We start from the raw sequence: 21,924 nt of genomic DNA, 5'->3' as shown, positions 1-21,924 counted from the left end.
AGCCTTTCTCTCGACCTGAAACCCGTCACGAAGCGCAGCGCCGCCCTCTTACTCTGAGGGCGACGCCAAAAAATAGGAGGAGGAAGGCACAGCGCCAGAGGACCGTGGTCTCGGCGTCATTGCGTCACGATGATCAGGCGGCGCGCTCCAACAACGCTTTGGCCTTGCCCTCGATCTCGAGGCGCGCATCCTGATGCGGCTTGGCGCGGGCGATTGCGGTGATGCCCTGCACGAAGTCGAAGATGCTCTCCGGCGGGTGGCCTTCTTCATTCAGAACCGCCGCGATCACTTTGGCCGTTTCGGCTTTGCTGAATCCGCGCTTACGCAGAAACGCCTCCCGTTCCTCGTCCTTGCGGGCGACGATCCGTTCGCGCGCCGCCTTCACGCCGGCGATGAAAGGCGCCGGCGAGGACCGCGCGAAATTCTCGAGAGCCGGCGCCGCCTCATGGGCGAAGCGCTGCGCCGCGAATTTGCTGTGCCGGATGCTGATTTCCTCAAAGCCTTCGACGCCCCAGAGATTGCGGTTCATGCACACGGCGCGAAGATAGAAGGAGGCAATGCCGAGCGTTTTCGAGCCAACCTCGCTGTTCCAGCAGTAAAAGCCGCGGAAGTAGAGATCGGGGTCGCCATTCGGCAGGCGCCCCGCCTCGATCGGATGCGCATCGTCGACGAGGAAAAGGAAAACATTGCGGTCGCTGGCATAAAGGGTGGTCGTCTCCTTCGTAACGTCGACGAAGGGATTGTGGGTCATGGTGGCCCAGTCCAGCACGCCGGGAATTTTCCAGCGCGTGTCGCCCACGCCGTTTCCCGCTATGTTCATCACGGCGGCGACGAGCTCATGGTCCCAGATTCGGCCGTAGTCCGGCCCCGTTACTGCACGAAGTTCGATCCTGCCGTCCTCGGCCTCGAGAGTCTTGATCAACTCGGCCCGGTGCGACAGCAGGCCATGCTGGAGATTGACGCCGGCGAGCGGCGCGGGGAGATCGCGCAAATAGCTCGCCGGCGCACCGACCAGACTGCAAAGCTGTCCGAAGGACCAGTGCGTCGGCGCGACTGGAATATCCGACCGCGGCAAGGCCAACGTCAGGCGCTCGGCGTCGGCGCGCGCCTCCACACGGATCGCCACGCTTTCCACCGTCCGCGTGCGGCTGCGCTCAGACCGCCCGCGAACGGCGGCGAACAGTTCCGACAGGGACAGAAAGCGCTCGTCGTCAGGACGGGAAAACCACTCCGACGACACGCGGCCGATGCGCTGACCGCGGGACAGATCCACTTTGAAACTTTGAGAGCCGCCAAACCCGGATGAACCCGTGCCTGCCGCTGCGGCGCTTGCAACGTCGATGTTCATGACCAAAACTCCGCGACGGGTGCCGCGAGCCTCTCTCGCGACCTTCCATCCCGTCACGGAAAACGGGCCAAACTCTCACTTTGTCGATAAAGAACAAACGCGCGCGGATATGGCGTCGTTGCCGCACGATCGAAGATACGAGAACTCGCTTACATCCTGGCCTTCAGCCGACCGAGCGCAGAGGACGAGGCCGCGTCAGCGGCCGTCCATCCAAATGTCGGGCGAATGAGCTGCGGCATAGATTATTTCGCCGTTTCGCATCTTGATATCGATAGCACCCGGTGCTACATATCGGATATGCCCGATGCGGAAAAAGCCATGCGGACGTTCAAGACCGCTTGGTTTTCTAAGGCGGCACGCAAGGCACGCATCAAGGATGACGAGCTGTGCCAAGCGATTCAGGAAGTGATGAAGGGCCAGGCCGACGATCTTGGCGGTGGCGTCTTCAAGAAACGCCTGAACAAGAATAGGCACCGAAGCATCATCCTCGCGAAGGGCGGTCGATTCTGGATTTACGAATATTTGTTCGCAAAGAAGGACCGCGCCAATATCGAGGAAGATGAATTAGAAGACTTCCGCACGCTCGCAAAGAGCTACGCCACGCTGGATGATAAGCAGATTGCGCAGCTCTTAAAGGACAAGGACCTGACGGAGATTTGTCATGGCGACGAAAAGTAGGTTCAAGAGCGATGTGTCCGAGGCGATCCATTCGTCTGCGGCCATGCTTCACAAAATCGGCGCGCTCGACAAGGCGACGATGCGCGACTTCGATGCGCGCCACCTAGTCGTCCCGACAGAAATCGAGCCCGCGCAGATCAAACAACTCCGCGAAGCGAACAATGTCAGCCAGCCCGTGTTCGCCCGCTACCTCAACACGAGCGAAAGCACGGTCGAGAAGTGGGAGACCGGTGCCAAAAGGCCGAGCGGGATGGCGCTCAAGCTGCTTACCGTGGTTCAAAAGCATGGGCTTAAAGTCCTCGCGTAGGCCGCTGACTGTCGCGGTCCATCGGTGTGCTTCATCGTACGCCTGCTAAGAGGACTTGAACAGCCCAGGGCGAAGAGATGAGTTGACTAGATGACGCAAAGCATTTCGGAGACGTCACCGGCCAGTCGCGGCGACGCCTTTCAGGAAACAGTGGCAACTTGGTTGTCGAGATCTGTCCCGGACCGAGCTCAAAATCAATGCTTCGATTTTCCTGCCATCCTCGCCACCGACATTGGGCTCCAGCGAGAGGAAAATCAGGACCGAGTTGCAGCCCTACGCCTAAGCGCAAAGCAAGGCAGCCAGCCTATTATCGCGGTCGTGGTCGCCGATGGCATGGGCGGGATGAGGGATGGCGGGAAATGTGCTACCTTGGCGATTTCATCGTTTTTCTATGCCTTGGTGCGTCACAGGCATCAAGGATTGGAACAGCGTGCAGCCGCCGCCATCGCCCACGCTAATGATGCAGTCTATGCGTTCGCTGGCGGGCGAGGGGGGGCCACTCTCTCCGCCCTGCTATTCGACGCAGGAGCGTCTCCCGTCATCATCAATCTCGGCGACAGCAGAATTTACGCGTGCGGCAAGGGCGTGAAGGTAGAGCGCTTAACGGTAGACGATTCCCTCGAAGAAGCCGTTGGCGGTCACGGTCGCGAACTGCTTCAGTTCGTTGGGATGGGCGCAGGCATGCGTCCACACATTCGGTCCGTTCCTACGGGCGCCATGGAGCTGGCCCTTACCACCGATGGGATTCACTATATTGACGCCGACACACTCGCCAGCGTTCTCTTCCACGCGCCAGAACAGAAAGCTGCGTCCGACAGATTATCGGCCTTGGCCCGTTGGTGCGGCGGCCATGACAACGCATCTATAGCCCTGATCGATTTGCAGGCGTTGTCGACGCAGGCTGCTAGAGGCCAAGACGGGGGCATCCAAATATGGGACCCGTTCGGCACAATGGCGATCAGTTGGGTCTGCGATGTCAGTGAAACGCCCCGGCCTCAGGCTGTAGCAGCGCCAGAGGTCGCTCCAATCAAAGCGGATGCTGAAAAGCAGGGCGCATATCGGAAGGGACGTAAGGGAGCGCGTCGACCCTCAAAAAAGACTGGGCAGGATCCCAGACCTCGGAAGGAGGATGTTCAACTCGAAATCCAGATTGAAAAATCCCCGGATATAAAGGACGGCGATGACGATAGCCGGTAGATATACGCTCACGGGTGCCACCGCCGCCGGCGGCATGGGCGAAATCATGGAATGCGTAGACACGCATCTGCAACGCCCCGTCATCATCAAGCGCCTTCAAAAAGGAATCGAAGAGCGTCGATTACTGGATGAGCAAAAGGCTCTCGCTAAACTGCGCTCGAAGCACGTCGTTCAGCTGTACGACGTAGTCCAATTGACCGACAGACGCCAGCCTGAAACTGCAATCGTTCTGGAGTTTATTGACGGCGAAAACCTCCAAATCGGCTCCTTCAAACCGAACCGCAACTATATTCATACGTTGTGGCAGATCGCATGTGGCATGCGTGATATTCACGAAGCCGGCGTCATCCATCGAGATATAAAACCGAACAATATTCGCCTAGACAGGGAAGGCGTCATCAAGATCATCGATTTCGGGCTTGCGCGGTCGTCGGACGCGGCAATTACCAGAAGTATCATCGGCACTCCTGTGTTCATGGCACCTGAACTCTGGAGCGACAAGACGATTAGTTTCGACGCGTCAATCGATGTTTACGCGTTTGGCGCGACCGCATTGGCCTTGCTGAGCACGAGGCCACCGGCGGAACTAGCCCAACAGCCGCCTCAGCCGATCTCCTTACCAGCGCTCTCCGCGAGTTTGCCGGGTCTATCAGCGCCAACGGTTTCCCTCGTGCATAGATGTCTTGCCCGCAACCCAGCCAGAAGGCCGCGCATGGCCGAGGTTCAGTTCGTTCTGCAGCAGCAACTCGTCGAAAATCAGCATCGAGCGCTTGTTGTCTTTGGCGGTGTGACGCATCATCTGGATCGTAAAAGCCGAAAGATAAACGTTAACGCAAGTACGATGGGTTCTATCGGAGTCGAGTACAACGGGACAGAGTTCGTCGTTATCAACGTGACAGGCGCTGTCTTTCTCAATAATTCCCCCGCAAGAGTCGGTGATGTTGTTCCAGGGTGTTGCGTAATAACGTTTGGCAACCCTGGGCAAGCCCGGCGGTTCGTGACATTCGATGTATCGACTCCTGAGGTGATGCCATGAAGTCGGGCGATATAGTCTCCGGGCGGTATAATGTTGTCCGACACATCGGCCGTGGCGGCATGCAGGATGTTTATCTTGCTCGCGATACACTGTTGGAAATTGATGTCGCGGTAAAGACCCCGCAGCCGGGTCAGCAAGTGAAACGATTCAGCCAAAGCGCCGTCATCGCGGCGCGTGTCAATCATCATAACGTCGCCAAGACATACGATTATTTCGAAGAGGCCGGTCAGCCATTTTTAGTCGAAGAGTACGTCGAAGGGCAAACTTTAGAGGAAAAGCTTGTGCGGTTCGGGGCTATAGATCCGCACCTCGGAGCACGCGTCCTTAGTCACCTAGCGAAAGGCGTGGCCGCATCCCATCACGCCGGTGTGGTCCATCGTGATCTGAAGCCCAGCAACATAATAGTCGAAATGGGCGTCAATCTCCATGAATTGAAGATCACGGACTTCGGAATAGCCACCTTGACCGAGGAAGTGTTCGCTCTCGCGGCGCAAGATGACGGGGATTTAACTCGCTCGACGTCGGGTACCATCAAGGGGGCGTTGCCTTATATGGCACCTGAAATGATGTTCCGCCGGAAAGGGGATCACCCCGGCAAGGAAGCAGACATCTGGTCACTCGGCGCTTTGATGTTTCGTATTCTGGCAGGCGATTTTCCGTTCGGCGTATTTCTCGATGCAGCCGTCAATGTCAAGAACCGGACGCGGAAGCCATGGCCTGCGTTCATGACCGCGAACTCACAATTCCAGCCTCTTGCATCCAAACTTCAGGTGATTGTTGAGCGGTGCCTCGATTACGACCTTGCCGCTCGTCCCTCTGCTGACGACCTCGTGGCAGATTGCGCGAAACTCTGCTACATCAACGTTGATAGGACAGAGGGCAGCGTCCACCGGCTCATCCAGAATGGATATAGCGGATTCGCGACCGATGCCCACGGACAAACATTCTTCAGTATGGAAAGCGTCTACGGAACGCGTCGGCCAAACGAGTCGAGCAACCGTCAGATCTGCTATTCGCGCTTTCCCGGCCTGCCACAACACAGGGGCCATCCGATTGTCGTTATCGACTGACGGTCGCGCGGCGCGACGTTATGGGATGGTTGGGGCTAATGCGGCGGCAAAGACGCTGAAGTCGGTGAATCACATAATATACACTATGGATATTATGTGATTAATATCATTAATATTTTCGATTTTAAAGTTGCCGAACGTCGCACACAATTTCAGCGAAAGATGTTTCGCTACGCTCAGCCGCCAACGCACGACGCCGTGAATCGCCGGCATCGGTCCGTTCGCGATTACGGCGACGAGCCGCCTTGTGATGCTCATCATTCAGTCGGGGCGGCTGGCCGGGCGCTTTCACGCCAACGCCATCGCAGAGGCGACCAATGGATCGCCCCCAAAAAGCGCGCGCCACAGAGCGGCAACGAAGCAACGAAGCTAGCGCCCAGAATTTTTTGCTATCGCGGAAACAGTCGGAGAGAAGCGTCGAGGAGCTCAGAAAATCAAGCGCACGACCGAAGACAATAGCGTATATTTAGGCGTTGTGGGGAAAGGCGGTAGCGCTCCTCCGCTACTCCTCTGGAGCGCGATATCTTTCACTATAGTACGATATAGCTTGCGGTAGCATCGTGCGAAACGTATGCCGCTATGACGCTTTGTCCAGACCTACGCCGCAGAACCGATCGCGTTCGTTCGTGGGAATGATGTCGTCTGAAGGAACGCGCGTTTCCCATGAACGGCTTCGGAGCCAGGGGTCGTTTTTTGTTCGCTTGTTTCCCTCAGAGTCCTTTCGATCTTGCATAGGCTGCTGCTGCGGCGCCGCGCATTTCCTCCTTGAGGCCGACAAACATATTGTCGATCATTGTCGTGACTGGCTCTGGCGCCGTTCCAGGCTCGCCGGCGTTAAAAGGGGGCACCGGCGCATATTGCGCCAAGAGCTGAACGCCTTCGGCATATTTGCGATCCCGTAACTCCGCGACGAGGGAGAGCGCGAAGTCCAAACCGGCGGTGACCCCTTCCGCCGTGATCCTGTTTCGATCACGCACGAAACGGCCTTCGGTCGGCGTCGCCCCGAAAACGGGCAACAGCGGCTTGGTGACCCAATGAGACGTGGCGCGATAGCCGTCGACCAGGCGATCTGTGAGACTTCGAGTCCGCGCCTTCGGAAGGGTCATTCGCCAGATGCGATTCAATTTGCATCCGGTCTATGCGGGCGAAGTCGGTCAGATAAGGAAAGCGGGCGGAACGCGCCTGTCGATCGTCGTACGGTCAGTTCCGAACGACCTAAGCGCAGCGGGGAATGCCGGAACCCGCTCGCCGTCCTCGCGGCAGCACTTTGAAGCGGCGCATCAATTTGGCGCGGACGAGCCAAAACTCGCAACTTCAGCGCTCGTTCCCGAATATGCGGGTTGTAGCAATGCGCGGGCCGTTCCGCTGGTCGATGTTCAGAGGCGCCTGTGTATTAACCACCCCTGTCCATCCGCCGCCAAGAGACTTGTTAAGGGCAATATAGGCCGCGACGGTTGCGAGTCGGCTGTCGATGAGTTTTCCTTCGGCGGCGTAGAGAGCGCGCTGCGCGTCCAAGAGTTCGAGATAGGTGGTGGAACCAGTCTCGAACTGCGTCCGAGCGGCGTCCGCCGCCGTCCGATAAGAGGCAACGGCTGAAGCTAATTTGCCGCTGCGGATACGTTGCTGTGAGAGAGACACGATCGCATTCTCGACATCCTCCATCGCGATTAGAACCAGCGACTGAAAATTAGCGAAAGACGCATCGCGGCGCGCCCGCGCAGCATCGGCCACGGCCTTGAGCTGCCCGGCGCGCAGGATTGGAACAGTGAGCCTCGGACCGATCGCCCAAGCGAGCGACGATTTTCTTGCGAGATCATTGATGTCTAGCGCTTCGGTCGCGATGTTGCCGGTCAGGCTGACGGAGGGATAGCGCGCGGCTTCCGCGACGCCGATTCTCGCCGTGGCCTGAGCGAGCTGCCGCTCGGCCCTTCGCACGTCCGGGCGCGTCAGGAGGACGTCAGCCGGAACGCCGACAGGCAGCGGCATTTTCGGCCGTGAGATAAGGCCCCCATTTTTCATTTGTCCGATCAATGCTGAAGGTGACTTGCCCAGCAGAACACCGAGCCGGTGCACAGCTCGCGCCGCGTCGATTTCAAACGAAGGGATATCGGCTTCTGTCGACGCGGCCAGCGCCTCGGCATTCGCGACATCCGCAGTCGTTGCCACGCCCGCATCGTATTTCGACCGCGTCAACTTCGCCGATTCTCGTTGTGACTTCGCGGCTCTCCGCGCCAGCGCGGCGCGCGCCTGATACGCCCGCGCCAGGCTGTAGTTCAGCGCAACATCGCCAATCAGCACGAGTAGGGTGTTGCGCAGATCCTCTTCCGCGGCGTCCGCTCCGTATTGGGCGCCTTCAACGCTTCTGCGTAGCCCGCCGAAGAGATCGATCTCCCAGCTCGCGTCGAAGCCGGACCGATACGCCGAGGATATTTTGGCCGGTATGGCGTCGACCGCTGGGGTTCGCAGTCTGTTGGCGGAAGCGACGCCGTCTCCGACAGGAAGAAGATTCGCGGCTTCTTGGCTCACGAGCGCGCGGGCTTCTCTTACACGGGCCTTGGCGGTCTCAACAGAGAAGTTGGCATCGACCGCTTGCGACACCAGCGTGTTCAAGAGAGGGTCGTTGAGGCGAGTCCACCATTGCGAGAGCTGGGCGGGGCGTTGGGCGTCGCCGCTGTCAGCGTTGCTCCATCTGCGTGGGAGGTCCACAGCAGGTTGATCGTAGTCAGGGCCTACGGCGCAGCCGGCGAACATCGAACTCGAGAGAACGGCGAATAGCAGCGTCAGGCGCGGGTCGCAGCGACGGTAATGCATAACATGAACGGGCATCGGAACTCCGGCGCAGATCATTTGTTGGTCGACAATGCGGAGATCCAGCGGCGCTCCCCCTCATGATGGATGGACGCCCACAGAGGCTGTGCCCGGGGCCGCTGTCTCGTTCTCATTCCGCGATCGCTTGACGGAGCAACCGCACATTTCGCGTTCACGCGCGAATCGAAATTCGCGCTGAAAGGAAGAGGACGGGTAGCGGGCGTCTCACCACTGCACAGACCAATTTGTTACAGCGTTGGAGTGCTGTTTGCGCCTTGATCGGTCCATTCAGGTGGCAACCCGAGTTGGCCGCCGACAAAACCCGCAATGCCTGGATAGCGGCCATAGTTCTCACACGCCGCATACTTCGGAGCCAAGCCCATCGTCGAGTGGATTTTTTGCCAAGAGGGAATATCGATGCCAGTGGCGTTGAAGGGGCTCTCGCCCTTGACGAGCAAATTTGCAAAGTCATCGCCAAACGCGTCCGCTAAATCGTAAGCATCACTCGCCTTTGACACCCTGGGCGAGCTGAAGAAGACCGTTGCGCCTCGACCCCAAAGCATGGCTGCTTGCTGTCGGCCAGAACGGTCAACTGCTTCAGCTTCAATAGAAAGATCTCCCAACCCAAACGGAATGCGCGGTACCGGAATCGGAACACTCGTGCCAAAATCAATAAAATTTGTGCCAACTGAAGTCGCAACTGAGAGGCCCGCCGCAACTTCGTTGGTCTCCGTCGCCTGGGTAACGCCGGCGCGTACGGTCAAGTCAGCTGGCGCATCCAACGAGACCACATCGAAGCGATCGCTGAGGCTGACACACAGAGCGCGATCCACAGCATTCGCTACGAGCGCCCGCTGTTCGTTCGACAACGTCGGCGCGACGGTAGGCGGGAAAGCTGTCGGCGCGATCTTGATCGTTTTTGCCGCCATGACACGCTCCTTCCTTATTTGAAAGCGCGACTTCGTGACCAGGCCATCAGAGGGAGTCAGACCCTCGTATGACGACAGACCAACACCTTGGACAAGCGGCGCAGTTGCGCAGCCGGACAGTAAGCTAGCGACGACCCACATCGCGAAGGAACCGCAGCGGGGTATGCCGCCTAACTGCACAAGAGAGGATCGACCAAACGGTTGTGTTGTGGCTTCGCAGTCAATGGGGATGACCAGTAGAGCCGCGCGCAGGATCAAGACGTTCGTCCAGCTCGACAACTGGCGATAAGCGCGCGAACAACCCCGTCCCCGCGCCGGATGGATCCATGCCTTATGGCGCTTGACCCGAGGTGGTCGCGGGTGGAAAGGAGCCGTCCTGCCTGACGTAGAACGACTGAAGTGAGTAGAAACGCGCATTCGGACCCCCTGAGTGTTGACGCTGCGCTATTGATAAGGGGGCTACGTGGCCCTGAATCTGGTCAGGCATGACTGAATGTTTCTGCTCGACCGATTTTTGTGTCGAAAAATGTCTAACTGGGCTGAGGACAGCCTTCGTTACAAAAATATTTTCTCCATGCCGCTCTGATGTGATCAGACACTCATGGAGATTACTGTGGAACGTCCGTCTGTCCATGCATGCACCGCAAGTTCTCGTTGTCGATGAATATCTTGAGATCCGGACGCTTCTGGCTTGCTATATGCCGGGCCAGGGGTTGCACGTCCAGCTTGCCGCCAAGTGCGCAGAGGTTCACGAGCGTGTTGCTCCGACAAGATCGATCTCATCGTCCTTGATGTTCCGGAGCCTGATGGATCCTTGCTCGATCTTTGTCGCGATTTGCGGACCATGCGATTGAAAATTCCGATTGATCTACTTACTGCGCGGAAGAAAGACGTGGAGCGGATCATCGGCCTTGAGATGAGGGCTGACGATTGCTTAAAGCCGTTCAATCCGCGCGAGCTTGTCGCCCGCATTCGGGCGGTTCTGCGTCGCCGCCAAGATGATCATTCCACGAATGCGGACATGCGCTCGACAAGCGTGACTGCGACGTCCTCGCCGCTAAGGGCATGCTCTGCGATGGCGCTACTTTTAATTGCAGCATTCAACACAGGATGCGCAACTATGATTGCCCGCGACGTTCTGCCGGAGCGGCTCGCAGATGAAGCCGAACTCACGGGCATGCCCAATGTCCGCGTCTGGGGAGACGCGTCGGCGGAATCTCTTACTGCGCTTGTCGGGGCGGAAAGGCCCAAGTTGGGCGCGCTTGCCGAAGCACGCAGACGTTCACGGCAATCACCCGAACTCAACATTCTCGCTATCTCGGGCGGAGCAGACAATGGCGCGTTCGGAGCCGGTCTCCTGGTGGGATGGAGTGAGGCCGGCACCCGACCGGACTTCGATTTTGTCACCGGTGTCAGCGCGGGTGCGCTCACTGCACCGTTCGTCTACCTGGGTTCAAGCAGAAATGCTGAGTTGAAAGAGATTTTCACCAAATACACGCGCAGCGACATTTATGATCCCGGCATTATGCCGCTGCTCGTAGGGTCCGGCCTAGTTGACAGTTCTCCGCTTGAAAATCTGATTGAGAATTATGTCGACGACCGTTTCCTTCGCGACGTCGCCCGCGAACGCAAAAAAGGGAGGGTCCTGTTGATCGGCACGACGAACCTCGATGCTCAACGGCCCGTCCTTTGGGACATGGGACGCATCGCAATGAGCGGGCATCCACACGCTCTCAGTCTTTTTCGTAAGATTCTTTTGGCCTCTACGTCAATCCCAGGCGCCTTTCCTCCGGTACGCATCAAGGTTCGGGCCGAAGGCCGTACTTATGAAGAATTGCATGTCGATGGTGGCGTAACTCAGCAGGTCTTCGTGCCGCCCACCTCATTGGCTCCTCGTGAGCTCGGCCCCGCGACGAAACTGTCCACGAGGCGCCTCTTCATCATCCGCAACGGAAAGATCAATCCCGAGTGGGAGTCTGTCGAGGCTGGCGTCCTCTCGATCTCCCGGCGGTCGGTGTTCACCCTCATCAAGAACCAAAGCATCGGGGATCTCTATCGCATTTACGCCACGGCGCAGGCCGACGGCTCCGACTTCAACCTCGCCGTAATTCCTTCCAAGTTCAGCTTGAGATGGGCGGAGCCCTTTGAACAAGCTTACATGCAAGCGCTCTACGACGAAGGGTATCGCTCTGGCTTCCAGGGTTACGTCTGGATGAAAGCCCCCCCGGGGTTAGTTAAGAAGCCCGTGCTTCCCGCACCCCGACATCCCCAAGTTCCGGCCTTGGCGTTGTCATCGTTGAATTGAGGGGCTGTGCTTCTGCAATTGCGGACTGCCGCGTTGGCGATTGCGGAGTGATTTTGCATCCGGCCGTTATGCCCGATCGATGCGATAAGGCCGGTGCTTCGGAAGCCAATTGCTTTTCCGCAATCTGGCGAAAACCCGATGATTTGCCGCGAACGTTTGACCATCTGCGAGGAATATGGGCAGCTCTTCTGCCGTCGCCGGCGTGTTAGGAAGCGCCATGAGAATGCCGCTGGAATGGGACTGACCACGGTGAAACGCAACCGGAATGGGACTTGACCTCAAACGATCATGCGTTTTGTGTCTCAGTCGCCCGAAAACGTTTTCTAATCCAGCATTCCAAGTCGTACATGACCGTAAAGAAGGCGGGGACGTAAACAAGGCTGAGAATTGTCGAACTGATGAGACCTCCGATGACGGCGATCGCCATGGGCGCACGCGTTTCAGCGTCTGCTCCAATGCCGAGCGCAATCGGCAGCATCCCGGCGCCCATGGCGACCGTGGTCATCACGATTGGCCGCGCGCGCTTACGAGCTGCATTCAAAAGCGCGTGCGCACGCTCCATACCGTTGTCGCGCTGGGCGACAATCGCATACTCCACAAGAAGAATTGAATTCTTCGCTGCGATTCCCATCAGCATCAAAATGCCGATCAACACCGGCAGCGAAATTGACGTTCGCGTCATGAGTAAAAGACCAAGCGCTCCGCCCAGCGACAAGGGAAGCGCAGTCAGGATGGTGGCCGGTTGAACGAACCCGTTAAACAGGAGAGCAAGAACAAAAAAAAGCAGAATGATTCCTGAACTTATCGCAAGCGCGAAGCTACCAAACAACTCCTGCATACGTTCGGAATCGCCCGCCAGCTTGCGTGTTACCGACGCCGGCAGCCGCCTGAGCGACGAGAGGTTTGAGACCAAACGTTCGGCTTCACCAATGGTGATTCCGCTCAATTCAGCTTCGATCGTCTCGGTTCGGGTGCGATCAATGCGATCAATCTGGTTCGGGCCAGACCCGAAGGTGACGTCCGCAACCGACGACAGCGGCAACGACTGCTCAAATGCTGGAACCTGAAGAATGGATATACGGGAAAGATCGGTACGCGCCTCATCGTTCAGCAACACGCGGATAGGTATCTGTCTGCCGTTCAAACTGAACTTGCCAAGATTCTGTTCGACGTCGCCTATCGTGGCGATGTTGACGGTTCTCGCGATTGTTGTCGTGGAAACGCCGAGGGCGGCCGCCTTGTCGCTCTTGGGAGCGATCTGCAGCTCGGGTCTCGCAAAGCTGGTGGTCGTTCCCGCCCGATGAAATCCCGGCGTCGCACGCATCTCTTGGGCCAATCGTCGGGCCGAGCTTGCGAGCGCTGCAGGATCGTCGCTCATCAACGACACCTGGATCTTTGCACCGGAGGGGCCATCCTCTCCAAACCGCATCCGTGCGCCCGGAATCTTCGCTAGCTCTGGCCCGATCAAAGCTTGAAACGCCTGCTGTGAGAGCGCTCTCTGGTCTCTCGCGACAAGGTTTGCCGTGACCGTGGCCTTCCTGACCTCCCCGACCAAAGTCGAGAAGCCGCCAGGTCCTGATGAGGTCAACGTCTGCGTTCCAAGCGCTGCATACACCGATGCGACTTCCGGCCTCGCCCTCAGAACAGAAACTACCTTTTGGATCGCGGTGTCAGTTTCCTGCAACGTCGAGCCCGGCGCCAATTCAACGCCAAGGATGGAGCGGCCGCGGTCGGCGGCCGGCATGAATTCGGTGGGAAGGAAAAGAACGAGCGAAAGCGACGCCACGAAGAATATCACGCCCCCGACAATTGTGATCCACCGATGGCGCAAGGTCCAGTTCAACATCCGCCCGTATTGCCGCACCCACGCGGGCTCGCGGCGCTCGCTATTATTTTCTCTCAAAAAGAACGCCGCCATCAAAGGCGTCAAAAGACGCGCTACAATCAGAGAAAAGAATACGGAACTGCAGACGGCGATCGAGAACGCCTTGAAGAACTGGCCGGGTATGCCCGGCATCAGACCGACGGGCAAAAATACCGCGATGATTGCGAAGGTCGTTGCAACGACAGCTAGGCCGATCTCATCGGCTGCATCGATAGCTGCATCATAGACACTTTTTCCAGACTGTCGGACATGTCGAACGATGTTCTCAATTTCCACGATCGCGTCGTCGACGAGAATTCCGACAACGAGGGCAATCCCCAACAGCGAGAGGTTGTTAAGAGATTGATCCAGCGCATACATGACAGCGAATGTTGGGATCAGGGATAATGGCAGCGCTGCGCTCGAAATCAGCGTCGCGCGGATATCGCGCAGAAACGCCCAGATGACCAATACGGCCAACAGCGCACCCAAAAAAGCCGCCTCCAGAGCCGCGTCATATCCCTCGACCACAGAGTCGGTCGACGAAGTCACTTCGAGAATGCTTACTCCCGGGTGGGCGGCGGCGAATTCCGTCATTCGCCTTCGAACATCCCGCGCCACGGCGACCTCGCCGGCTCCAACCGCTCTGTAAACGCTGAAGCCGATGACTTCCCGGTCGTTGAAACGTGCTCTCTGTCGCGGCTCAGCCCAGGACCGCTCCACGGCGCCCAAATCGGAGAGTCTGATGCTCCGACCATCGCTGATAGCGATGCGCATGGCCTTCAGGCTTACAACATCCAAGACACTACCGATCGTTCGAATCGGTTGTTCCACCTCGCCCAACGTTACGCGGCCGCCTGGCTGATTGATGTTCTGACTCTTGATCAGGTCGGAAATCTCGAAGGCGGTTATGCCAAGCGCCATCAGCCGATCGGGATCGAGTTTAACCGTAATCTCCGCGTCGACGCCGCCGGATCTTGAAATTCGGGATACTCCCGGCGCTGTCAGCACGGCCCTGGCGATATCATTGTCGATGAACCAACTCAGGTCGTCTGGAGCCATCGCTGGCGCGTCGACGATGAACGTCAGGATGGCCTGTCCGGTCGCTTCGACACGTTGGATTATGGGATCGAGAGCAGCGCGAGGCATTTTCGAACGAATGGACATCACAGCATCACGAACGTCATTCATCGCTCGGTCGATGTCTGTCCCGATCGCGAACTCGATCATGCTGGAAGAAAATCCCTCATTCACGGTTGAACGCACGTGATTGACGTTGCCTAGTCCGGTGACGCTATCTTCAATGAGACGCGTAATCTGGGATTCTATTTCCGTCGGCGCCGCCCCAGCCCAGGCGACGCCGACAGTCACCTTCGGAATCTCCATGTCCGGCATGTTATTCAGGCGAAGCTTCGAAAATGCGACGAGACCCGCCAGTGTCAATAACAAGAACAGAACTGTGGTCGCTACGGGATTGCGGATCGCCCATCGGGAGATGTTCGTCATTGCATGGCGCCAGCTTTCATGGAGGCGGTCTCGACAGCTACGACATCACCGTCGCTTAGAAGGCCCGCGCCTTGAGTCACAATGCGATCTCCCGCATCCAGACCCTGTAGGACTTCGACATTGTCGGCTGTCCCGTGGCCGATTTTGATTTCCGTGAGCGATACAATATTGCCGGAACCGACCTCGAAGACGTGCGCCTTGGCGTCGTGCCACACCAACGCCTTAAGCGGAACGGTCAACGCAATCTTGCGCTCGACCGCGATCTCCACGCGCGCGAACATGCCGGGTTTCAATTGTGAATCGCCGGACAGCGCGATACGGACCGTGCCCAAGCGAGTCTTCGAATCGACAATCGGCGAGATGATTCGCACGATTCCTTGCTCCGATCGGCCGCTGGGGCCGAAAATCTTCGCAGATTGCCCCACGGCGGCGGCGAGCAGGTCCGACTCCGGCACGCGCGCATCAACCTCGACGCGCGCGTCTTGAATGAGCCGAAACACTTCTGTTCCGGATTGGACCACCTGACCGATTGTCACTGCTCGAGATGCGATCATGCCGGCCGCGGGGGCGACAATCTCTGTTTGCCGGCACCGCGTTTCGATTTCGAGCAACTGCGCCTGCGCCGCTTTCAACTTGGCTGCCGTCGTCTTGACGAGCGTCTCGCGCTGCTCGACCGCCTGTGCGCTGATCACTCCGGACGCAACAGAACGCACCCGCGTGGCGTCTGATTTGGCGCTCGCAAGGCTCGCCTCAAGTTCGCCTATCGCTGCCTCTTGCTTCAGCATCTCCGCTCTTATGCGATCCTGGTTGAGGCGCGCGAGAAGCTGGCCTTTTACAACACGATCTCCCTCGTCTACCGCGATCTCGGTTACGGCGAGACCGGCGGCTTCCGCGCCAACCGGTATCTCGCGCCAGGCGACAACGCTACCTGTCGCGGCGATGCTCCTCGTCACTGGAGCATTCTTTACGGAGGAGGCCATGACCGTCATTGCAGCCGACTGTGCTTGCGCGTGTAGTGCGAAATTGAGAGACATGACGACCAAGATAGCAGCAGCAGCGATGCGCTTGTGTCTGACAATCATCCTGTAACTCCCTGTGCGCTCGTGAGACATTAGGATGTTTCGTTGCCGCTTCGCCTGAAGGTGCAGATACCCGCATAGACCGAGAGCGTTGCTCGCGTAGGACAATTTATGTCTGTTATCGTGATCTGGACGGACTTTTGTGTCGAAGTGTTTCTGGCTTGGCTAGGAGCCACGATTTGTTACAATTCTCGACTTCGTTCGACCGTAGTTCGCTATAGAAGTGGATCTCCAAGCCATCGACGAATGATAGCCTATGAGCGCACACACGCCGCAAATCCTAGTAGTTGACGACGATCCGGAGATTCGAAAGCTGCTCGCGCGGTACATCGAGGGACAGGCATTTCGCGTTCTGTTAGCCTCAAGCTGCGGCGAACTCCGCGAACGTATCGCGACCAATCAGATTGATCTTATCGTTCTGGACGTAATGCTGCCAGATGGCTCCGGCATTGACGCGTGCCGAGACCTGAGAGCAAAGCGAAACACGATTCCAATTATTCTTCTGACTGCGCTCAAGGAGGACGTCGATCGTATCATCGGGCTTGAGATGGGGGCCGACGACTATCTTGGAAAACCATTCAACCCACGTGAATTGGTTGCTCGGATACGCGCCGTATTACGACGTCGTTCCGAGGCGATACCTCAGGCTCCGAGCTTAAAGGCGTATCAGTTCGAAGGATTTATCGCAGACCCGCAATTGCGTAGCGTAATAGACGCCCAAGGCAACGCGATCGAATTGACCGGCGCAGAGTTCGATCTGCTGCAGACGTTCCTGGACCGGCCCGGACGCGTGCTCTCGCGGGATCAGCTTCTGGATCTCACGCGTGGCCGTGACGGGGAGGTGCTCGATCGTTCGATCGATGTCCTCATCAGCCGCTTGAGGCGCAAGCTGGATGCCTCAGGGGCTACACGTCTATTCAAGACGGTCCGCAATGGCGGCTATCAGTTGGTCGTGAAAGTCGAGCTCCGGGAATTTCCAACTTGAACACGTTGCGGGCGAAACTCGCCATGCTCATCGCCGGGGTGATCATTTCGATGGTCGGCGTCCTAACGGCAGTGCTTGTTTACGTGTTGAGGCCGCCGGACACGCGGCAAGCGATCGGTCCTTTGGCCGATCAGGTCCAATTGCTGGTAGAAATAGCGCGAACTGCGCCTTCGTTGGTTTCGATTCAGCAGAAGCCAGCCGGGGGCGACGTCGAGGCTGACGTAACCTCTTGGCTGCGCGAGACATTGGAAGCTCGAGAAGCGCCGCGCGATGTCTTGGTGTCGCGGAAAAACTCACGCGACCCACCTTTGCTGTCCATTCCCGTAGATCAGGGCTGGCTTATTGCACAAATCACCGACTTACCTCCACCAAGCGGCGTCTATAATTTAATTTTGATGTGGCTCGCGCTCATTGCTTTTGGCGCGATAGCGATCGCTCTCTTTTTTTCCAACCGGATGGTCAAACCTCTCGTCCTTTTTGAAAGAGCGATTGAGTCGGTTGGGTCGGACGCCCTGTTGCCCGAGCTTGCGATCAAAGGACCAGCGGAGGTGCGCGTCGCCGCCAAGGCAATCAACTCTCTGTCCTATCGTCTCAAGATGGCGATGGAGAGCCGAATGCGCCTCGTGGCCGCCGCCGGACATGACTTGCGGACACCCATCACGCGCATGCGTCTGAGGGCGGAGTTCGTTGAAAACGATGATGATCGTGCGATGTGGCTCAAAGACATCGATGAGTTAGGGCAGATTGCGGATAGCGCGATCCTCCTGGTGCAGGAAGACTCTGGAAAGTCGGTTGCAGAAGCTCTAAGACTCGATATCCTCGTTTCGGAACTCGTGGGCGAGTTGCAGACATTATCATATGACATCACACTCACTCTCTCCGCGGTAGCGATCGTGCGGGCAAACCGAACCAGCCTCAATCGCGCGTTTCGAAATTTGATCATTAATGCCGCTACGCACGGGAAGCGAGCGCGCGTCACTGTCGAAAGCACGTCTTCAGTGGCGCAGGTCGTCATAGAAGATGATGGCCCAGGAATTCCGCCGGACATGATTGGGCACGTTTTCGAGCCGTTCTTCCGCGCTCACCCGGCGCGCACGAAGCACATCGATGGCGCAGGATTGGGTCTAACGATCGCACATGAAATTGTGCAGCGCGCGGGAGGCGCCATCACAATAGAAAATGGTCCCTTGCGCGGTTTGCTCCAGATTGTGAAGTTGCCAATCGACCAAACGCCAGGGTCCGGACGTGGCTAGAAACCTTGTTGAGTGCTCCAACCAACAGAGTAAGTATCGCCCGGCAAAGCCGGGGGCTTTAAGATGTGAGCCGCTCATGCGGCTGCGGGGTCGCTGACGCGGCCCCTGGAGCCATTCGCAAGACGTCGTGTGCGACACATGGCGCGCAAGGCGGTTCGGAACGAGGACGCAAGTGCGCAGCAGGGGCCACAAGAGCGCGCCCCTACGCACCTTCCTCGCCCCGTCAGGCGGAAATTGGTGTAATTCGGACTCGAAACTTGACCCCGCCCCTTTCGAATGCTCGCAAGGAAATCAGTGCAATAGTAAGTGTGACTCCACGCCCATCGGCGGCGCAGACCCCTCGCTCATTAACAGCCAGAAGCAGCGAATGGCCTAGCTCGATCTTACTCGCCCGGAAAATCAAGCGCACGCCCGAAGACAATATCGTATATTTGGGCGTTGTGGGGAAAGACGGTAGCGCTCCTCCGCTACCAATTTAGGCATTTTATCAAGTTAAATCAAAGCAGTATCACAATTTCCTACTCCTCCGCGATACGCCGCACCACTACGAAGCCGCTACCGCATTCGCGTAAGATCGAAGGCTCTCGCGAGTTTGGTTCGTCAATAGATTGTGGGGTGAAGCCTTGTCGCGGCGGGCTGTCTGATTGCGGGCGTTGCGAATCTGCGATCGCGGTTCGTGGAACGTATCGCGGTCAGACGTTCACGCTTGGCGACGTCGTGGGCCGAGCGCGAGAGCCCACGGATTTAGCGGCCCCAGATCTTGAATTCACCGCAAGTCCATCCGGGGACGGTTATGCGTGATCAGGGGTCTTGCATCGCCTCGATGAGATCCGACAAGGCGGCGCGAAGCTTGTCCGACAAAGTCAGATCGAACGCGATCTCTTTCGCGTCATAAGGGACGGCTATTGGCCCCATCTCAATGAGTTTAGCTGACATGGTGATCAGGATTTCTCGAAGTTGTGCGTCTGCATGGATTGCGCGCGGCGACGTATTGATCACCGCAACAGGCTTGCCGGGAAATTCGACGCTCCCGACGAGCCAATCGAGTGCGTTCTTTAAAGAGCCCGGAACGCCGTGCGCGTATTCTGGCGCTTCGATCACGACGCCGTCGCTTTGACCAATATTTTTGCGTAGCGCGCAAACTTCGCAGGGAGGACGTTGAGACGCCTCGGCGCGATCGAGATCCGGATTGAAATGCGGCAGGCTTGCAAGCCCATCGTAGAGAACAAAGTCGACGAAAGGAGGCGCGAGCAAAGCCATCGCCCTTAGGATCGCGCTGTTCGAGGATGCAGTTCGTAAACTGCCGGAAATCCCCAATATTCGCATGGCTTCTTCAACTGCCGTCGAAAAAAGATCGAGCTGTCATCGCCGCTCCCTCCTCCAGCGGCGTCGGGTCCGACCAAAAGCGCGATGAAAATTTGCGCGCATCGACACGGTAGGAGCGATCCCAAAGAAACCGCATCTCAGTCCCTTCCCGCAATAGAGGGACGCCCAGTCCAAGAACCGGAAGGGATGCAAGCGGCAAGGCAAAAATACGTGGTGCGCGATCGAGCGCCTGGGCGCCAAGAGTTAGAATTTCACGCGGCGTGCGCGTCGGGGCGCAGGGGAGGCGCCAAGTGTGAGCGCAAGCTTAACTCGCCTGCGTCGACGATGATTCTGATGCGGGTTGTTTCGGTGCTGGAACATCACGATCGGGTTCGTCGGACAGCACCAGATGGGCGGGCAATTGCGGCTCGCGGTCGATAAGATCGGCGAAATGCGCTTCAAAGGTCCGTCCGGCAAGCGCAGCGTCAAGGCCCGCGAGCGCGGCCGCTATCAGAGCGGCTTCCTCTTCGTCAAGCACGCGCATCGCCGTACCGAGATGAACGAGCACATGCGCGCCGGGAGGCTGCGCGCCGATAAGCAGCATGGAAATGGGCTCAGCGCGGCCGACGCCTTCGCACAGCGCCGACATGTCGTCGCCGTCGATCACGCGCATCGGAACGCCAAGGCACATGGGAATCCGTCCGTTCGCCGCCTCAGTCGTCCGCGCGCAAAGCCTTGCGGCTCGCATAGGCGACGCCAAGAGCGCCCATCGCGACGATGGAAATCCAGCCGAAAGCGACGGCAAGCGCGAGAAGGTGATCAGACTGGGTGGCGATATGCGTGAGGCTCTCGGCGAGCCCATACGGATGCGCGCCCGGATGCGCATTCGCCATGACAGGCGCGAGCGCCGCCGCGACGACGATCATTCGCAGCAAGCTCATTTCAATTCCTCCATTCGCCGACGGCGCCCGCGTCTCTGCGGCTCTCGTAGCTCTGATGATCGATGTCATGCTTTAACAGCGCCAGTTCCGGCGACAGCGGTTCGGCGCGCCGGACGCAATCGACGCCCCATTCCAGCAGGATGTCATGCGCCGCCGTGACAGCGGCGTCGATCGCGCCGTGCACCGGCTCGGTGAGCGGACCGCCCCAGTTTTCGAGATCGAGCGGCTGGCAGCCGACAAGCGCGAGGCGCGAAGGATAATCGCCAAGGAGATCGGCGGCGCTCAGCACCTCCTGAAAGCCGGTCTGATGCAGGCTCATCTTTTTTGAACCGGTGAATTTCGGCACTTCGCCGTCACGCACGATCTTCAGCGTTCCGGGCGCAAGGCTGTAATCGATGGCGTCGAAGACAAGAAGATCGTCGGCCTCGCGCACATATTGCACGAGATAAAGCCCCTGCGTTCCGCCGTCGAGAACTGTGACGTATTCCGGAACGACGTAGCGACAGTGAAACGCCTCCACCGCGCGCACGCCAAAACCTTCGTCGCCCCAAAGTATGTTGCCGATGCCAAGGACAAGCACTCGCGCCACGGATCAGGCTCCATCCTTGAAGTGACGTTCGCCCGAGATCATCGAGGAGATGATGCTCTGGCGCGACATGATGTCTTCGCGCACGGCCGCGTAGATGTGGATGATGATAAACGTGACGATCACATACATGCCGAGGTGATGCCAGGTATGCACTTCCTGGCTGTTCGGCCAGATGTAAAAGACCCAGCCGAAGAGCTTCGCCTCCCAGCTGTCGGCGCCTTCTCCTTCCGAATAGAGCGCGAAGCCCGTGACGATCATGAACGCCGACATTAGCGTATACATGGCGAACATCGCCGTCTGAGCCAACGGATTATGGCCGACATATTTCTTGGGCGCCTTTTCGAGGAAGGCGTACCAGCGGATTTCATGCGCGAGCTCTTTCCAGAAGGAGGCGCGCCAAACCGGCACGTAATAGATCTGTCGCGAATGCTCGTTGCCCATGAAAGCCCAATAGCCGCGCAGCAGAAAGCCGACGGCCATGATCTGGCCGGCAGCGAAATGGGCGAAGCGGATATAGCCCATGACGAAATGCTGCGACGCCTCGCCGGCGACGGTCGGCAAGGGAGAGCCGATCAGATAGCCGGTGACGATCAGGACGAGGATGGCGAGCGCGTTGATCCAATGCCAGAGCCGCACCGGCGCCTCATAGACATAGACGGTCGGCTGCGACACGACCCTCTCGCCATGAGAATCGGCGACATCGATTCGCGAAATGTCGGTCATG

At 58.1% G+C, this 21,924-nt stretch carries 19 protein-coding genes; 8 read left to right on the top strand and 11 right to left on the bottom strand.

All coding sequences use genetic code 11. The annotated features are described in order from the left end of the window. Positions 1-133 precede the first annotated feature (133 nt). Positions 134-1,348, bottom strand: a complete 1,215-nt coding sequence (locus EHO51_RS17580; RefSeq protein WP_245434660.1) for a DUF932 domain-containing protein — start codon at positions 1,346-1,348, stop codon at positions 134-136. 297 nt (positions 1,349-1,645) lie between these two features. Here EHO51_RS17580 and EHO51_RS17575 point away from each other — a divergent pair, with 297 nt between their 5' ends. From EHO51_RS17575 to EHO51_RS17555, 5 genes are all read left to right on the top strand, one after another. Further along, on the top strand, positions 1,646-2,026 hold the full coding sequence (locus EHO51_RS17575; protein WP_124739932.1) for a type II toxin-antitoxin system RelE/ParE family toxin: 381 nt from the start codon (positions 1,646-1,648) through the stop codon (positions 2,024-2,026). Then, positions 2,010-2,333 (top strand): helix-turn-helix domain-containing protein, encoded by a 324-nt coding sequence (locus EHO51_RS17570; protein ID WP_124739931.1) that lies wholly within the window; start codon positions 2,010-2,012, stop codon positions 2,331-2,333. The genes EHO51_RS17575 and EHO51_RS17570 overlap by 17 nt, the downstream gene beginning before the upstream one ends. A gap of 90 nt (positions 2,334-2,423) precedes the next feature. Beyond that, the gene (locus EHO51_RS17565; RefSeq protein WP_124739930.1) at positions 2,424-3,530 is read left to right on the top strand and encodes a PP2C family protein-serine/threonine phosphatase; all 1,107 of its coding nucleotides are present in this window, start codon (positions 2,424-2,426) and stop codon (positions 3,528-3,530) included. After that, positions 3,514-4,566, top strand: coding sequence for a serine/threonine-protein kinase (locus tag EHO51_RS17560; protein WP_124739929.1), 1,053 nt, complete (start codon positions 3,514-3,516; stop codon positions 4,564-4,566). Before EHO51_RS17565 ends, EHO51_RS17560 begins: the two co-directional genes overlap by 17 nt. Continuing rightward, complete coding sequence (locus EHO51_RS17555) at positions 4,563-5,636, top strand: serine/threonine-protein kinase (protein WP_124739928.1); 1,074 nt, start codon at positions 4,563-4,565, stop codon at positions 5,634-5,636. Before EHO51_RS17560 ends, EHO51_RS17555 begins: the two co-directional genes overlap by 4 nt. 710 nt (positions 5,637-6,346) lie before the next feature. Here EHO51_RS17555 and EHO51_RS17550 read toward each other — a convergent pair. From EHO51_RS17550 to EHO51_RS17540, 3 genes are all read right to left on the bottom strand, one after another. After that, positions 6,347-6,742, bottom strand: coding sequence for a DJ-1/PfpI family protein (locus EHO51_RS17550; RefSeq protein WP_348629946.1), 396 nt, complete (start codon positions 6,740-6,742; stop codon positions 6,347-6,349). A 208-nt stretch (positions 6,743-6,950) separates the two neighbouring features. Continuing rightward, positions 6,951-8,462 carry an efflux transporter outer membrane subunit gene (locus EHO51_RS17545; protein ID WP_245434659.1) on the bottom strand — a complete coding sequence of 504 codons (1,512 nt, stop codon included), beginning with the start codon at positions 8,460-8,462 and terminating at the stop codon, positions 6,951-6,953. 230 nt (positions 8,463-8,692) lie between these two features. After that, positions 8,693-9,514, bottom strand: a complete 822-nt coding sequence (locus tag EHO51_RS17540) for a DUF3313 domain-containing protein (RefSeq protein WP_124740216.1) — start codon at positions 9,512-9,514, stop codon at positions 8,693-8,695. Between the two features lie 595 nt (positions 9,515-10,109). On the opposite strand from EHO51_RS17540, the gene EHO51_RS17530 reads away from it, so the two are divergent. Then, positions 10,110-11,678 carry a patatin-like phospholipase family protein gene (locus EHO51_RS17530; RefSeq protein WP_348629945.1) on the top strand — a complete coding sequence of 523 codons (1,569 nt, stop codon included), beginning with the start codon at positions 10,110-10,112 and terminating at the stop codon, positions 11,676-11,678. Between the two features lie 286 nt (positions 11,679-11,964). Here EHO51_RS17530 and EHO51_RS17525 read toward each other — a convergent pair whose 3' ends face one another. Further along, a complete protein-coding gene (locus EHO51_RS17525; RefSeq protein ID WP_124739927.1) occupies positions 11,965-15,048 on the bottom strand; it encodes an efflux RND transporter permease subunit in 3,084 nt (1,027 codons plus the stop codon). Then, the gene (locus EHO51_RS17520) at positions 15,045-16,001 is read right to left on the bottom strand and encodes an efflux RND transporter periplasmic adaptor subunit (protein WP_245434657.1); all 957 of its coding nucleotides are present in this window, start codon (positions 15,999-16,001) and stop codon (positions 15,045-15,047) included. Before EHO51_RS17520 ends, EHO51_RS17525 begins: the two co-directional genes overlap by 4 nt. A 382-nt stretch (positions 16,002-16,383) precedes the next feature. On the opposite strand from EHO51_RS17520, the gene EHO51_RS17515 reads away from it, so the two are divergent. Further along, entirely contained in the window at positions 16,384-17,112 is a 729-nt protein-coding gene (locus EHO51_RS17515; protein WP_124739925.1) for a response regulator, read from the top strand. After that, on the top strand, positions 17,109-18,365 hold the full coding sequence (locus tag EHO51_RS17510) for a sensor histidine kinase (RefSeq protein WP_245434656.1): 1,257 nt from the start codon (positions 17,109-17,111) through the stop codon (positions 18,363-18,365). The genes EHO51_RS17515 and EHO51_RS17510 overlap by 4 nt, the downstream gene beginning before the upstream one ends. 801 nt (positions 18,366-19,166) lie before the next feature. On the opposite strand, the gene EHO51_RS17505 is transcribed toward EHO51_RS17510, so the two are convergent. The 5 genes from EHO51_RS17505 to cybH form a co-directional block, all read right to left on the bottom strand. Next, positions 19,167-19,691 (bottom strand): NADPH-dependent FMN reductase, encoded by a 525-nt coding sequence (locus EHO51_RS17505; protein ID WP_124739924.1) that lies wholly within the window; start codon positions 19,689-19,691, stop codon positions 19,167-19,169. Between the two features lie 304 nt (positions 19,692-19,995). After that, the gene (locus tag EHO51_RS17500; RefSeq protein WP_245434655.1) at positions 19,996-20,361 is read right to left on the bottom strand and encodes a HypC/HybG/HupF family hydrogenase formation chaperone; all 366 of its coding nucleotides are present in this window, start codon (positions 20,359-20,361) and stop codon (positions 19,996-19,998) included. A gap of 22 nt (positions 20,362-20,383) precedes the next feature. Beyond that, positions 20,384-20,611 carry a hypothetical protein gene (locus EHO51_RS17495; RefSeq protein ID WP_124739923.1) on the bottom strand — a complete coding sequence of 76 codons (228 nt, stop codon included), beginning with the start codon at positions 20,609-20,611 and terminating at the stop codon, positions 20,384-20,386. A 1-nt stretch (position 20,612) separates the two neighbouring features. Then, complete coding sequence (locus EHO51_RS17490) at positions 20,613-21,200, bottom strand: HyaD/HybD family hydrogenase maturation endopeptidase (protein WP_124739922.1); 588 nt, start codon at positions 21,198-21,200, stop codon at positions 20,613-20,615. Between the two features lie 3 nt (positions 21,201-21,203). Beyond that, positions 21,204-21,923, bottom strand: a complete 720-nt coding sequence (cybH, locus tag EHO51_RS17485; protein WP_124739921.1) for a Ni/Fe-hydrogenase, b-type cytochrome subunit — start codon at positions 21,921-21,923, stop codon at positions 21,204-21,206. Position 21,924: the final 1 nt, after the last annotated feature.

This window comes from Methylocystis rosea, from assembly GCF_003855495.1.
Taxonomy (GTDB): domain Bacteria; phylum Pseudomonadota; class Alphaproteobacteria; order Rhizobiales; family Beijerinckiaceae; genus Methylocystis; species Methylocystis rosea_A.
Note: the sequence above shows the minus strand (reverse complement) of the source record. Positions and strands in the feature narration are given on the sequence as shown.